5 protein-coding genes are annotated in these 15,900 nt (G+C 70.6%); all 5 read left to right on the forward strand.

Annotated elements, in window-relative coordinates:
* Positions 1–250 precede the first annotated feature (250 nt).
* The 5 genes from pglW to brxD are packed head-to-tail and all read left to right on the forward strand — an operon-like array spanning position 251 to position 15,846.
* Positions 251–4,471, forward strand: coding sequence for a BREX system serine/threonine kinase PglW (pglW, locus tag AC08OO_RS11120; RefSeq protein WP_476618480.1), 4,221 nt, complete (start codon positions 251–253; stop codon positions 4,469–4,471).
* Positions 4,468–8,169 (forward strand): BREX-2 system adenine-specific DNA-methyltransferase PglX, encoded by a 3,702-nt coding sequence (gene pglX / locus AC08OO_RS11125; RefSeq protein ID WP_476618481.1) that lies wholly within the window; start codon positions 4,468–4,470, stop codon positions 8,167–8,169. Before pglW ends, pglX begins: the two co-directional genes overlap by 4 nt.
* Positions 8,166–11,879, forward strand: coding sequence for a BREX-2 system ATPase PglY family protein (locus AC08OO_RS11130; protein ID WP_476618482.1), 3,714 nt, complete (start codon positions 8,166–8,168; stop codon positions 11,877–11,879). The genes pglX and AC08OO_RS11130 overlap by 4 nt, the downstream gene beginning before the upstream one ends.
* The gene (gene pglZ / locus AC08OO_RS11135) at positions 11,876–14,521 is read left to right on the forward strand and encodes a BREX-2 system phosphatase PglZ (RefSeq protein ID WP_476618483.1); all 2,646 of its coding nucleotides are present in this window, start codon (positions 11,876–11,878) and stop codon (positions 14,519–14,521) included. The genes AC08OO_RS11130 and pglZ overlap by 4 nt, the downstream gene beginning before the upstream one ends.
* The gene (brxD, locus tag AC08OO_RS11140; RefSeq protein WP_476618484.1) at positions 14,518–15,846 is read left to right on the forward strand and encodes a BREX system ATP-binding protein BrxD; all 1,329 of its coding nucleotides are present in this window, start codon (positions 14,518–14,520) and stop codon (positions 15,844–15,846) included. The genes pglZ and brxD overlap by 4 nt, the downstream gene beginning before the upstream one ends.
* Positions 15,847–15,900 lie beyond the last annotated feature (54 nt).

Below are 15,900 nucleotides of genomic sequence, written 5' to 3' on the forward strand. Positions count from 1 at the left end.
CCCGGTAAAAAAGGACCAGCCGCTGCCCGGCTGACCCCCGATGCCCGCCGGTCCAGATCTCACCGCGCCGCGGTGGCCTCACCCGGCGGCGTCGGCGAGATTGGGCAGCCCCGACACCGCTGGAGCCCATCGCGGGACGGCCTACCCACAGCACTGGTTGCAAGCACCTGCAGCCACAGAGATACGATTCAAGATCTTTGGACTGTGCCGGTCCGGTTCCGGGCCCGGCCGCGCATCGGGGGAGGGCCCATTGGACGATGAGCGCTGGACGCAGTGCACACCGTCCGAGTACGCCTGGGAGCGTGCGGCCCTGTCCTATCTCAAGGCGCAGCTACCAACCGGGGATCCCTACCGGGCCTGGGCGAACGCCGAGTTTCTCGGGTCCGACGGTTCCGTCAACGAGGTCGACCTGCTCCTCGTCCTGCCGGCGGGCATCGTCGTGCTGGAGATCAAGTCCTGGTCCGGTGTCCTCGTGGGAGACGCGGGCACCTGGCGTCAGAGCCACCGCGCCCCGGTCGACAACCCCGTCATCGGAGCAAACCGCAAGGCCCGCAAACTGAAGTCGCTGCTGGTTTCCCGGCCGGCGATGCGGGGCCGACGGGTGCCATGGGTGGAGGGCGCGGTATTCCTGAGCGACGCGCGGCTGGAGATCCGCCTTGTCCCAGAAGGCCGGGCGCACGTCTTCGGACGGCATGACCAGACCCAGCTGCCAAGTTTCCTGGACTTCGCGCGGCAGCCCGGCCGGGTGGACGGCGAGCTCAGCAATGCCCTGGCCCGGGCCGTCGACCAGGCCGGGATCCGCCCGTCCCAGCGGGCGCGGACCGTCGGCAGCCTTCGCCTGGAGCTGCCCGCCTTCCAGGAGGGCGTCGGCTGGCAGGACTTCCTCGCCCGCAACCAGCGGTTTCCCGACGACCGGCCGCGGCGGGTGCGGATCTATCTGGCCAGTGGTGTGGAGTCGGTGCACCAGCGTGACCAGCTCGTGCGGGCCGCCGAGCGGGAGTACCTCGCACTACGCGGCATCGACTATCCGGGGATCGCGGCGCCGATCGACTTCGTCGAGCACGATCTGGGCCCCGCGCTCGTCTTTCCCCACGATCCCGAGCTGATCCGGCTGGACCATTTCCTCCAAGAACACGAACGCGAGCTGTCCTTCGACGATCGGTTGGCGCTGCTGCGCGTCCTTGCCGAGACCATGGCGTACGCCCACCGGCGGGTGCTGACGCACCGGGGCCTGAGCCCGCGATGCGTCTGGGTTCGGCGCCGGTCCGACCGCTTCGCCCTCCAGATCACGGACTGGCAGACGGCCTCCCGCGGCTCCGAATCGACGTCAGGGATACCGAGCACCACCGGCCCGGCCACGTCGACGGGGGGCTACGTCGAACTGGCCGACGACGCCGCCGCAGCCTACTTCGCACCCGAGTGGAGCTGGGGCACGGCGAAGGGGGTCACCCTCGACGTCTTCGGGGTCGGCGCCATCGCCTACCGGATCTTCACCGGGAAACCCCCCGCGGCCTCATCCGGGGAGCTCAGCCGGCGTCTGTCCGAACACAACCGACTGTTACTCGCCGAACAGGTTGATGCCGTCTCCGAGGAGCTCAACGAGCTCGTCGCCCGGGCGACCGAGGCCGACCCGGAGCAACGCACCCGGGACATGGCCGCGTTCCTGCTCGATCTCGACCTGGTTCGGGAACGGCTGGCCGCCATCGCGGAGGAGGCACCGGTTGTCGTTGATCCCCTGGAGGCCGAGGCCGGCGCCGAACTGGAGGGCGGATTTTCGGTCCTCGGCCGGCTGGGCCGCGGCTCGACGGCGCTCGCTCTGCTCGTCGAGCGGGACGGCGGGCGCGCGGTTCTCAAGGTGTCGTTGGACCGAGACAGGGATCCGCGGTTGGTCGCCGAGGCCGAGACGCTGCGCACCCTCGGCGAGCATCCCGGTGTCGTGCAGCTGCTGAGCGACGGCGTGATCGACGTCGGCCCACGCCGAGCCCTGTTGATCACTTCAGCCGGGGAACGCACCCTCGCCCAGGAGCTGCGCGAGCGAGGCCGACTACAACCGGAATGGCTCCAGGGGTGGGGCGACGACCTGCTGGAGATCGTCCAGCATCTACAGCGGGCCGGGCTGGCGCATCGCGACATCAAGCCGGACAACCTCGGCGTCGCCGAACGTGGCGGCAGGGGCAAGAAGCGGCAGCTCGTCCTGTTCGACTTCTCCCTGGCGAAGGAGCCGTTGGAGGCCATCGAAGCCGGCACCCGCCCGTACCTCGACCCGTTCCTCGGCCGCGGCGAGCGCCGCCGATGGGATCAGGCTGCCGAGCGATACGCCGCGGCGGTGACGCTCTACGAGATGGCGACCGCACGCCGGCCCGAGTACGGAACCCATGGCGGGCATCCGAGTTTCGTCGACGCCGACGTGGCGATCGAACCCGAGCTGTTCGACCGGTCGTACGCGACCGGTCTCACCGAGTTCTTCCGCCGAGCGCTGCACCGGGACGTCAGACAGCGCTTCGACACCGCGGAGGACATGCGCCGCGCCTGGAACGCGATCCTGGCCGAACCGGCCAGCGTGGTCCCGCAGCCGCCCTCCGCGCGCACCAGCCGGGACACGCCCATCGGCGCCGCCGGTCTGTCCCGCCCGGTGCTGTCGGTGTTCGAACGGCTGTCGATCGATACGGTGGGCGGCGCGCTCGACCTGTCGCCCGCCCAGGTCGTCTGGCTGCCCGGCATCGGTACGAAGACCCGCCAGCAGTTGCGTGCGGACCTGGACCGGCTGGCCGGCCAGGTCACCTCCTCCCCGGCCGAGCGGCCCACCGAGCCGACGCTCCTCGACCGCGTCGCCGCCGGGCTCATCCCCCGCGCGACCGACCGGGCCGTCGCCGAAGCCCTGCTCGGCCTCGGCGAGCAGGGCGGCAACGCATGGACGAGCGTGCGCGACGCGGCCAAGGCCCTTGACCGCGAGCAACGTACCGTCCGGCAGGCGGTAGCCAGGTTCGAGCGGCATTGGCTGGCCCTCGACGGGATGCGAGAGCTGCGGGACACCATCGTCAAGGTCGTCGAGTCGGTCGGTGGGGTCGCCTCCGCCCGGCACTGCGCGGCGGCCCTGCTCGACTTTCAGGGCAGCACGGTGGAGGAACCGCTGCGCTCCCGGCTCGCCGAGGCCGTCGTACGCGCGGCGATCGATGCCGAGCTGGCCGACGACTCCCCCCGCGACGACACCACCGACGACACCACCCACGACACCACCGGCGGTTCCGAGATGGGTGGCGATCCACGGCTGGTGTACAGCCGAGAGCCCAACGGCATCCTCGTCGCCGCCGGCCCCGCGCGCGCCGGGGACGGGCCCTCCACCGCCGATCGGTTGGACTGGGCCTCCCGGCTCGGCGGCGCGGCCGACGACCTCGCCGGCGCGGACCCGCTGCCGGCTCCGGCTCGGGTCATCGAGACGTTGCGCGCCGTCCGCGCCCCCGGCGACACCGACCCCTCCCTGATCTTCCCCGAACGGCTCCTCGACGTCGCCATGATCGCCTCCGAGAACGCCGCGGTGACGCCGCGCCTGGAGGTCTACCCGCGAGGCCTCGACGCGGGACGGGCGCTGCGGCTGGCCGCCGGGGCGCTGTACGGCCGCACGGAGCTGACCCCCGAGCAGGTGGCCGAACGGATCATCGTGCGGTTCCCGCACGCGGGCGCGCTGCCCGGCCGTCCCGAGCTGGACGCCCTGCTCGACGCGGCCGGGGTGCCGCTGTGCTGGGACGACGAGAAAAAGCGGTACGTGACCCGCCGCATCGAGGTGACCGGGCTCACCTCCCTGGTCACCTCCCGTGGAACCAGGCCGCGCTGGAGCACCGGCGCGGGCGCCGCCTGGACGCCAATGGGATGGCGCCGGGTCTCCGACGAGGTGCTGGCCGCGGATGACCGGCTCACCCGTTCGCTGGTGGACGGCGGCTGGCTGGTGCTGTCGGTGCCGCCGCGGCGACTCGCCCGGGCCGAACGCTGCCTGGCCGCGCAGGATGTCACCGTTGTCGACGCGGAACAAGCCCTGCTCGCGGGGATGCGGGAGTTCTGCGCCCAGCACCGGGTGCAGTGGTCGATCGTCCTGGCGGCCGACGCCGCCGACCGATCGTCGCGCGACTGGGCCAACCTCTCAAGGGTCGCGCAGGCCGGGCTCGCCGGTGTGCGGGCCTCGATCGAGGCCGCGGGGCCGGCGGTGCTGATCACGAATGCGGGGGTGGTCGCCCGGTACGATCCGGCGCTGGTGGTACTGGATGAGCTGCGCGCATCGGTGCGGATGGCGACCGAGACATCACCGGTGCGTACGGTGTGGCTGCTCGTACCCTGGGCCGACGTGGACAAACAACCGTTGTTGGATGGTGGCGCTCCCGTGCCCCAGTTCGGCAACCAGGGCCTGGCGCTGTCCGAGGAGTGGATTGTCCGGCACGAGTCTCGGCTCGCCGACGGCGTTGAGGGAGGAGCAGCGTGATCGAGGCGAGACGCCTGTTGGCCGATCTCCAGCGGCAGGTCCGCGGCCTGGAGGCGGACCTGCGCGCGCGGGCCCGGTCGGACCGGGACGTCGACGATCGGCTGCACAAGCGGTACCAGGAGGCGAAGACCGGCTGTCGCACCGGCGTCGGCTACGAGACGTGGCTCGACCAGCAGCTCACCCAGGTGGCGGCCGGTTGGGTGCTGGCCTGCGTGTTCACCCGATTCTGCGAGGACAACGCGCTGCTGGGACGTCCGATGCTGGCCGGCCCGGTCCGCCCCGAGCAGGAGGCCGACGAGACAGGCGAGGCCAGGGAACGGGTCGACGGGGTGGCCGAGGCCCGGGAATGGCAGACTTCCTACTTCCAGGCGGAGGACCACAAGAATGACTCCGACCTGGACTACCTGCGGGCTGCGGTCGCCCGGCTGGAGGCGTACGACGCAACCCGGGATCTGGTCAACCGGCACAACCCGCTGCACCTGGTGGACATCTCACCGGACGCGGCGACCGGCCTGCTGGAGTTCTGGCGGCGGATCGACCCGGAAACCGGCGCTCTCGTCCACGACTTCTCCGATCCGGCGTCCTCCACCCGCTTCCTCGGCGATCTGTACCAGGATCTTTCCGAACAGGCACGTAAGGACTACGCGCTGCTCCAGACCCCCGAGTTCGTCGAGGAGTTCATCCTCGGCCGGACCCTTGCCCCGGCGATCGACGAGTTCGGCCTCGCCGAGGTTCGGATGATCGACCCGGCCTGCGGCTCCGGGCACTTCCTGCTCGGCGCCTTCGACCTCCTGCTCGACCGGTGGCAGGAGCAGGAACACGGGATTGACGTCAAGGTCCACGTGGAGCGCGTACTCGGCCAGGTCCACGGTGTCGACATCAACCCGTTCGCGGCGGCGATCGCCCGGTTCCGCCTCGTCATCGCCGCACTGGCCGTCTGCGGGATCACCCGGCTCGTCGACGCCCCCGCCTGGCGCATCCGCGTCGCCATCGGTGACTCCCTGCTGTGGGGCACCGAGGACCAGCAGGACGAACTCGACGGCGTCGCCACCCACGCCCTGACGGGTTCCACCGGTGAGGGTGAGTTCACCTACGAGTACGAGGACGCTCGCGAACTGAAGGAGATCCTGGAAGCCCGCTACCACGCGGTTGTCGGCAACCCGCCGTACATCACGGTCAAGGACCGGGCCCCCAGCAACGCCTATCGGGTGCGCTGGAGCGCATGCCATCGCCAGTACGCGCTCAGCGTGCCGTTCGCGCAGCGGTTCTTCCGACTCGCGGTCAACGGCGGCTTCACCGGCCAGATCACCGCGAACTCCTTCATGAAGCGCGAGTTCGGCAAGAAACTCATCGAGGAGTTCTTCCCGAGCGTCGACCTCACCCTGCTCGTCGACACCAGCGGCGCCTACATCCCCGGCCACGGAACCCCGACCGTCCTCATCTTCGGCCGCCACCGCCGCCCCATCGGCGCACAGGTCCGGGCAGCGCTCGGTGTCAGGGGCGAGCCAGGAGTCCCAGCCGAAGCGGCCGAGGGATTGGTCTGGACATCACTGGTCAAAAACATCGACAACCTGGCCGCGGAAACCCCGTACGTCACCGTTCAGAATCTTGATCGCATCTCACTAAGCCGATTCCCATGGTCTCTTTCAGGTGGCGGAGCCCTCGACCTTGCAGAGCTTCTTCGGCGGTCAGCGGCCCAGAATCTCCGCAGCATCTCCGAGTCGGTAGGATTCGTCGCCACCACCCGAGAGGACGACGCCTACATCATTGGGAACTCATGGCGGTTTCTCTCCCCTTCCGGAAAGCTTGTGTCCGAGCTTGTCGATGGCGTTGGAGTACGCGACTGGTCCCTACGAGATGGCCAGGAAATAATTTTCCCATACACCGGCGATGATCTCCATAGTTCCACGAACAGAAAGATCGCAGAACATCTCTGGCGCTTCAGAATCCTGCTCGCCATGAGGTTGGCGCTTTCCGGCACGAACGAAGAACGCGGCCTCGCATGGACCGACTACTCGGATTTCTCTCGCAGTCGCTATAAGAGCCCCCTCCTGATCGCTTTCTCTTTTGTAGCAACCCACAACAACTTTGTTCTATCACGGAAGCCAAGAGTCTTCATTCGTTCGGCACCTGTAATCAAGCTGCCCGAGGGAGCCACGGAGGAGAAACATCTGCGGCTGGTCGGGGTGCTGAACTCGTCGGCGGCGTGCTTCTGGCTCAAGCAGGTGAGCCAGCCGAAGTCCGGGAGTGGGATCGGACGCGGTATCCAGGACGAGGCATGGGAGAACCGCTACGAGTTCACCGGGACCAAGCTGAAGGAGTTTCCGCTGCCGGACGGGGCGCCACTGGTGTTGGCAACGCGGCTGGACGGGTTGGCTCAGGAGCTCCAGCGGGTCGCGCCGGCCGCGGTGGCCAGGGACGCTGTTCCGACCCGGGAGGCACTCGTGCACGCGCGGGCGGAGTGGGAGCGGATCCGGGCGGAGATGATCTCGGCGCAGGAGGAGCTGGACTGGGAGGTCTACGGTCTCTACGGGCTGCTCGGCGACGACGCGGACGGGTTGATCGGTTCGAGTGTGACGAAGCCGCCGCTGGCGCTTGGCGAACGGGCGTTCGAGATCGTGCTGGCGCGGCAGCACGATGCCGGTGAGGCCGAGACGGAATGGTTCACCCGGCACCGCTCGACGCCGATCATCCAACTGCCCGCGCACTGGCCGCAGGACTACCGGGCCCTCGTCGAGCGGCGGCTGGCGAAGATCGCCGATGATCCGTACCTTCACCTCATCGAGCGGCCGGAATGCAAGCGGCGCTGGGCGAGCCGGCCGTGGGCGGAGATGGAGGCCGAGGCGTTGCGCGACTGGCTGCTCGACCGGCTGGAGGCCCGCGAACTGTGGCACCGACCGGAACCGACCCCGCGCACCGTCGCCCAGCTCGCCGACGAGCTGCGGACCGACGCCGAGTTCACCGCCGTCGCCAGGCTCTACGCCCGCGACACCGCTCTTGGTGACGTGGTCGCCGATCTCGTGCGCGACGAGCATGTACCGTTCCTCGCCGCCTGGCGGTACACCGACATGGGGCTACGGGTCCGGGCGCAGTGGGAACGCACCTGGGATCTCCAGCGGGAGCAGGATGCCGAGGACGAGCGGATCCGGGCCGAGGAGGAGCGGCGTAAGGAGTCCGACGAGCCGCTGCCACCGGCCCCACCGCGTAAAATCATCGACATCAAGGTGCCGCCGAAGTACAAACAGACCGACTTCCGCGAGACGTCCTACTGGCGCAGCCGCGGGAAGCTGGACGTGCCCAAGGAGCGGTTCATCTCGTACCCGGATGCTTCCCGGGACGGGACCCTGCTGCTGGGCTGGGCCGGCTGGGATCATCTCCAGCAGGCGCAGGCGCTGGCCACCTATATCGCCGATCGGCGCGAGGTCGACGCCTGGGACGCCGAGAAAACCAAGCCGTTGCTCGCCGGGCTGCTGGAACTCCTGCCGTGGGTCGCGCAATGGCATTCGGAACTGGACCCGGAGTTCGGTATTCGGCCCGCGGACGCCTACACCGGCTTCCTCGACGAGCAGGTGCGCCAGCTCGGGCTGACCCGTGACGATCTCACCGGCTGGCTCCCCGCGGCCAGGAAGACGAGAACCACGGCGAAGAAGCCGGCGAAGAAGCCCGCCGCGACTCCGGCGAAGGCGGCCCGGTCATGACCCTGATCTCGGAACTCCTCGACATCCCCGAGGCCGTGTACCCGGGGGACTTCGTCCTCGACCTGTCCCGCGGCGTGACCCAGATCGATCGCACCCTGCGCGAGTATGTCGTCACCCCCGAGCTGGCCATCCGCTTCGGGGAGGCGCTGGGTCTGATCAAGAGCGCGCTCACCGACGGCAGTAGCAAGGCCGCCTACCTCGACGGCTCGTTCGGGTCCGGCAAGAGCCACTTCATGGCTGTGCTCGGCGCGCTGGCGCGGAACCACCCCGGGGCCCGGGCGATCGGCGAGCTCGCCCCTGTCATCACCGCATTCGACGGTGACGTCATCGGCAAGCAGTTCCTCGTCGTGCCATATCACCTCGTCGGCAAGACGTCGCTGGAGGAGGCGGTCCTCGGCGGCTACCTGGCGCACGTCCGCGCGCTGCACCCGGACGCGCCGCTGCCCGCCGTCCTCATCGACAAGCCGCTGCTCGACACCGCGGTGGCGTTGCGCGGCCAACTCGGCGACCAGGCGTTCTTCGGCCTGCTCGGCGGCGGCGACCGGAGCTCGGCTGCCGACCCGCGCTGGGGCACGTTGAACCACGGGGCCTGGGACGCCGACCGGTTCGAGCAGGCACTGACCGCCGCTCCCGCCGCGCAGGAGCGCCGCGACCTGGTCGGCACCCTGGAGAAGGCGCTGGTCGGGTTCGCCGAGCTCGCCCGGGGCGCCGCCACCGGCTACGTCAACATCGACGACGGCCTGGCCGCGATCAGCCAGCATGCCGCCGGCCTCGGCTACGACGGGCTGATCCTCTTCCTCGACGAGCTCATCCTGTGGTTCGCCACCAGGATGGCCGATCACGCCTGGGTGGCGAACGAGGCTCCCAAGGTCGCCAAGCTCGTCGAGGCGGCCAACGCCGACCGACCGGTGCCGATCATCAGTTTCGTCGCCCGCCAGCGGGACCTGCGCGAGCTCGTCGGCACCAACCTGCCCGGCACCGAACATCTTGCCTTCGCCGACAGTCTCAAGTGGTGGGAGGGTCGGTTCGGCTCGATCAAGCTCTCCGACAACAACCTGCCGCTCATCATGTCGAAGCGGGTCCTGCGGCCGCGCAGCGATGCCACCCGGGCACAGATCGACACCTCGTTCGCCGCGATGGACCGGGTCCGAGCGGACATCCGGGCCGCGCTGATGACCGCCCACGCCGACCGGGCCGCGTTCCGGCTGACCTATCCGTTCAGCCCGGCATTCGTCGAGACGCTCGTCGCGCTGTCCGGGTTCCTCCAGCGGGAGCGGACCGCGCTGCGGGTCATGCAGCAGCTACTCGTTGACCAGCGGGACACCCTGCAGCTCGGCCAGCTCGTCCCCGTCTCCGACCTGTTCGACGCGCTCATCACGGATGCGTCGCCGATCAGCGGCGAGCTCGGCGGACTGTGGCGCAACGCGCAGAAGGTCTACGGCGCGATCCGTCGGCTCATCCTGGAAAGCCACGGGCTGACCGAGGAAACCGTCACCGGGGTGGCCCCGAAACACGCCGTGCACATGGACGACCGGATCGCCAAGACCCTGGTGCTCGCCGCCCTGCTCCCCGAGGTCCCGTCGATGCGGGAGCTCACCGCCCGCCGGATCGTGGCCCTCAACCACGGGTACATCCGGTCGATGGTGCCGGGTCAGGAAACGGGCGCGGTCACCCAGGTCGTCCGCAAATGGGCGGCCCGGCTCGGCGCGGTGCAGGTCAGCGGGGACGACGCAAGCCCGCTCCTGTCGGTGCGGCTCGAAGGCGTCGACATCGAGGGCATTCTGGAGAACGCCAAGGGGGCCGACTCGCCCGGCGACCGCCGGCTGACCGTGCGAACGCTGCTGTTCGACGCGCTCGGCGCCACGAAACCGGAGGGTATCGACCGCGCGACGATCGTCACCGCCACCTGGCGCGGCACCAAACGCAACGTCGAGCTCATCTACGGCTATCTTCGCGACCCCGGTGACGTGGGCGACAGCATGTTCACGCCCACCCACAACGGCTGGCGGCTCGCCCTCGACGTCCCCTTCGATCCGGACGACCACTCCCCGGCCGAGGCCCTCGACCGGGTCTCGCGGCTGCGGGACGCGCTCCCAGCGCGCACCCTCTGCTGGGTCCCGCGGCACTTCACCGCACACACCCAATGGAGCCTGGGCCGCTACCTGCGGCTGGAATACGCCGTCGGGCCGAGCTTCGACCAACTCGCCGGGCACCTGTCCGACAATGACCGGGCTATCGCCCACCAGCAGTTGACCGCGCAGCTCGACCAGCTGCGCAGCCAACTGACGAACGCGCTGCTGCAAGCCTATGGCCTCGTCACCCCGGACGAGACGGTCGTCGATCCCGCGCACGGCGGGATCGACATGTTCGTCAGCCTCGAACCGGGATTCACGCCCCGGGTCCCCGCCGGTGCCGCCCTGCGCCCCGCCTTCGAAAACCTGCTCGACCAGGCACTGAGCTGGGAGTTCCCGGCCCACCCCCACTTCGACGGCGAGGTGCGCCCGGGTGACCTGGCAAAAGTGCACGCCCAGGTGCGCCGGGCCATCGAACATCCCGAGCACCGGATCATGGTCGAATCCAGCGAGCGGCCCGTCATGCGGAAGGTGGCCAACCCGCTGGGGCTCGGCGAGCAGAGCGACCAGTACTTCGTCCTCGGCCACCACTGGGAACGGCACCTCGGCCGAAAGATCATCGAGGCCGAGGCGGCGGGCCGGCCGGTCACGGTCGGAGACCTGCGTGCCTGGCTGGACGAGCCGAAGCGGATGGGTCTGCCCCAGGAGATCGCGGACCTTGTTGTGCTGGTCTTCGCCGAGCAGACCAACCGCGGCATCCTCCACGGCCGGCCGCTCGACGTGAGCATCCCGCGCCCGCTGCCCGCGGACGCGCGCGTTGTCGCCGAGCCGCTACCCGATCGGGACACCTGGGAGGAGGCCCGCGGCCGGGCGCACGCCCTCTTCCTGATCACTGACATCACCGAACTGTGTACCGCGCGCAACGTCGCCTTGCTGGCCACTCGGGTACGATCAGCCGTCGCGGACCGGCTTCCGAAGGTTCGCGCGCTGCACGCGGCCCTCATCCGCCGAGGACCGACCGTGCTCCGGGACGGCACCGACCCGGCGACGGAACGAGTCCGGATCGCCCAGGGCGCGCTGCGTCTCTGTGCGGACCTGGCGACCATCACCGACAGTCTGGCCCTGGTCGAGCGGCTCGCCGCCTTCGACCTCCCCGCGGTCCCGCTGCACACCGGTCGGAGCCTGACCACCGCCGCCGATCTCGACGCGGCCATCCGGGAGGTGGACTGGAACATCTTCACCACCGTGGCCGACTGGGGACCCGAGCATCCGCGGGGCGCGGAGGCAGCCGCGTTGGTGACCGAGCTCGCCGCGGTCTGGGCGGCCAACGAGTACGTCCAGCACCTCCAGCCGGCGCTCACCAAGGCGGACAGGAAGGCTCGCGGGTTGCTGCTGGAATGGAGCCGACGGGTCTCCCGCCCAGCGAGCAGAACCGGCACCATCAACCCGCCGGGCGTGGCGACACCGGGCGTGGCGGCACCGGGCGTGGCGGCACCGGGCGTGGCCACACCGGGCGGCGTGGCAACCAGCGGCGCCCGCGAGGTCGATCAGGACTCGGTTGCCGAGTTCACGTCCACGCTCGCGGCGCTCACCGCCCAGGGCTGGCGGATCAAAGTCACCTGGCAGGCCGTGCGGTGACCGTGGTAGCCGCGCCGGTCCTGGTCCGGGCGAAGGTGGCCGAGGTGCTCCGCCGAGACGAGAAGGCACGCGTCGTCGCCCTGGCCGCGGCGCCGGTGTGGCCGCACGACGAACGCCTGGAACTGCCCGGTGGCCGCGGCGTGGTGGTCCGGCCATGCGTGTCCACCCTCGCGATCCGCGACGAGCTGCAACGGGTCGACGATCTCCCTGCCGGGGAGGTACTCGTCCTGCTCACCGAGTACGAAACCGGCGAGCTGGGGACGAGCATCACTGCCCGGCTCGCCGGTCAGAAGATCCTGCCGCTTGATCGCTGGCAGCAGCTCACCAGCCTGTTTCGGGCACACGGCATCGATCCGGCCCTCGTCGACGAGCAGTGGGCGGTGAACGCGCTGCTCGCCACCCCCCCGCCGGACGGGTATCCCGCCGCGCGCAACGGCTACCTGGACCGGGCCACGGCATTGGCCACACTCGCCGAGACCCAGGCCGGGCTCACCCCGCTCGACCTCGACCTCGCGGGCCTGCTGCGATGGAGCCTCGACGCCGAACACCTCGCGCGGTGGCGCGCGTTGGACCCGGCGGTGCGTACCGGCATGAGCGGATGGCTTGCCGGCCGCGGCGGCCGAGGCGACGTGGTGGCCGCCGTTCTCCGGTGCTTCGCCGGGCCCTACGGTCCCGACGCCGTCGCCGTCGGACTGGTGCTCGCGGCACTCAGCCATCCCGAGGTCCGGGACACGGCGCAGGTGCCGCGCACCATGCTGGAGACGCGGGTGGTCGACGGCGCTCTCGCCCCGTCCGTCGCCGCGGACTGGGGACGCGCGGCTGAAGGGCTGGTTCAGCGGCTACTCGGCCAGGAGGGGCGGGCCGTGGCTGGCGGAATCCTGCGACGCGCCGAGGAGATCCTGGCCGGGCAGGGCGCCGCCGAGCTGTCGTATCCCAGCGCCGTCCTCGAATCCGGTCTCACCCAGCGCCTGCGGCACATTGGCTCGCAGGTCGCCGCGGTGCTGCGCAAGCGGCGGCCACGCGCCGAGGATCTGGGGCCGGTCGAACATGAGGTGGCGCGGCTGAACGCGCACGCGCTGGCCGCCGACCATGCCGAGCGGGTGAGTCGCGCCGAGATGGCCGTTCGGCTGCTGCGCTGGCTGGCCCAGGAGGCCGCGTCCGCCCGACCACCGGCGCCGAGCCTTGCCGAGGCGTCCCGTCGGCAACAGGACCAGGGCGCATGGGTCGACCTGGCCCGGGCGCGGGTGTGGGAGGGCGACGTCGATCAAGTGGTTGCCGCCGCCTACCGGACACTGTGCACGACGGTCGACGCCCGTCGCCGCGAACACGAACGGCGGTTCGCGAATCTGCTCGCCGACCACACCCGCACCGGGTCGACGCTGGGCGAGCTGCTGCCGGTGGAGGACGTGCTCGACCAGATCGTGGTGCCGCTGGCCGGCCGATGCCGGCTGCTGCTGCTCGTACTGGACGGGATGTCCACCGGGGTGGCGCGGGAGCTGCTCGCCGACCTGTCGACCCGGGGCTGGGTAGAACACACCCTCACCCCGGCCCGACCGGTGCTGGCCACCCTGCCGTCGGTCACCCGGACCTCGCGGACGAGCCTGCTGTGCGGGCGGCTCGTGGACGGCACGCAAAGCCAGGAGAAGGCATCCTTCGCCGAGCGGGACTGGCCGCTGTTCCACAAGGGCGACCTCGCCGCGGCCGGTGCCGGCGAGGTGCTTGAGCCGCGCGTCGCGGACGCGATCAGGGGCGACGCCCCCGTGGTCGGCATCGTTGTGAACACCGTCGACGACACCCTGGACAAGGGTGGGCGCACCCCCTGGACCGCCGGCTCGGTCGATCGGCTGCTCGACCTGCTGGCCACCGCGGACGGATCGGGCCGGGCCGTCCTGCTGGTCAGCGACCACGGCCACGTCCATGAACGCGGCTCCCGGCTGGTTTCCGACGACAGCGGCGGCGCGCGGTGGCGATCCTCGGCGCGCCCGCCCGAAGAGGACGAGGTCACGCTCATCGGCCCGCGGGTGCTGCTGGGCGGCGGCCGGATCGTCGCTGCCTGGAACGAACGGCTACGTTATACGGCCCTGCGCAACGGCTACCACGGCGGCGCCAGTGCCCAGGAGATCGTGATCCCGTTGGCGCTGCTGCGTCGGGTCGACCTCGACCTGCCCGGTTGGACTCCCTTGCACCATGCCGCGCCTCCCTGGTGGGTGGAGCCAATGGCCGCAGGCACCACGCCGGCCACAGGCACCACACCGGCCACAGGCACCACGCGGGCCGGACGTGCCGGCTCGGCCGCACAGCCGGACCTCGGTCTGTTCGACGAGTCCGAGGTGACGCCGCAACCGTGGGTGGATCGCGTGCTCGATACCGAGGTGATGCGGGCTCGGCTCGCCCGGATGCGTCGCGGGGCCATGCCCGCGGACCGGCTAGGGGTGCTCCTGCGGGCGCTCGACGCCCGTGGCGGCGCCGCCACGCGGGCCACGGTCGCCCGCGCGCTCGACGTGCCGGACGCGCGGATCGCCAGCCACCTCGCCGCGGCGCAGCGGGTGCTGAACATCGACGGCTACGAGGTGCTGCGGATCGATGGTGACACCGTGCGGCTGAACGCCGCGTTGCTGGCGACGCAGGCCGGTCTGACGTGACCATCTCCGAACAACGCCGACGGGAGGTGATCGACGCGCTTCGGCGCGGAACCGTGCCGCGGCAGGGCCTGGATGTGCTCGCGGTCGGTCTTGACCGCTTCACCACGGCGATCGAGGAGGATCTCGACCGGCTCGCCGGCGGACAGGCGACGTTCCGGGCGATCCGCGGCGAGTACGGCGCGGGAAAGACGTTCTTCACCCGCTGGCTCGCCGAGCGGGCCAAGGCCCGGGGGTTCGCCACCGCCGAGATCGCGATCTCCGAGAACGAGACCCCGCTGCACCGGCTCGAAACGGTCTACCGCCGGCTCGCCGAACGGCTCGCGACCGCCGAATTCGCGCCGAGCGCGCTGCGTCCCATCGTCGATTCCTGGTTCTTCGCGCTGGAGGAGGACGTTCTCGCCGGCGGCGAGGTCGTCGAGAATGAGCTGGCGCGCCGGGTCGACGAGTTGCTGGAACAGCGGCTGGCCGCCGTCGGGCGGGTCGCGCCGTCCTTCTCAGCCGCCCTACGGGCGTACCGGTGGGCGACCGCGGCCGGCGAAACCGCGGCCGCGGAGGGACTGATCGCTTGGCTGGGCGGGCAACCGCACGTGGCGGCGGCGGTGAAACGGGCCGGCGGTGTCCGGGGCGACCTCGATCACGACGGAGCGCTCGGCTTCCTGCAGGGGCTGCTCGCGGTGCTCACCGACAGCGGCCATGCCGGTCTCGTGGTCGTCCTCGACGAGGTCGAGACGCTGCAGCGGGTCCGGGGCGACATGCGTGACAAGGCGCTCAACGCGCTGCGCCAGCTCATCGACGACGTGGACGCTGGGCGATTCCCCGGGCTGATGCTCGTCATCACCGGCACTCCCGCGTTCTTCGACGGACCGCAGGGAGCGCAACGGCTCGCCCCGCTCGCGCAGCGGCTCCACGTCGACTTCCTCCCGGATCAAGCTTTCGATAACCCTCGGGCGGTGCAGCTGCGACTGCCCGGGTTCAACCGGGATTCCCTGCTGGAGCTCGGCGGCCGGATCCGGGAGCTGTACAGCTCCGGCCATGGTGATCCGGAGCGGTTCGCCACGGCAGTGGACGAAGGCTACCTGGCCGAGTTCGCGCAGGCCGTGGTCGGGCAGTTCGGCGGGCGAGTAGGCGTCGCGCCCCGCATCTTCGTGAAGAAACTCGTCGATGTGCTCGACCGCGTCGACCAGCATCCCGCCTTCGATCCCCGGCGTGCGTACGTCCCGCGGCTGTCCGCCACCGAGCTCACCGACACCGAACGTGCTGCGATGCCCAGCCCGCCACAACCGCCCCCGGCGGCATCGGTCGACGACATCGACCTACCGCTGTGATCTCCCGGACGTCCGGGGCCTCGGGGGCCTCGGGGGCTTCCGGGGCCCCGGGGG

Source organism: Frankia sp. CeCAU1, from assembly GCF_977971845.1.

What these genes read in the sequence shown, in the direction of transcription:
- AC08OO_RS11130 (WP_476618482.1), top strand. Translation starts at nt 8,166, where the DNA reads ATGACCCTGATCTCGGAACTCCTCGACATCCCCGAGGCCGTGTACCCG.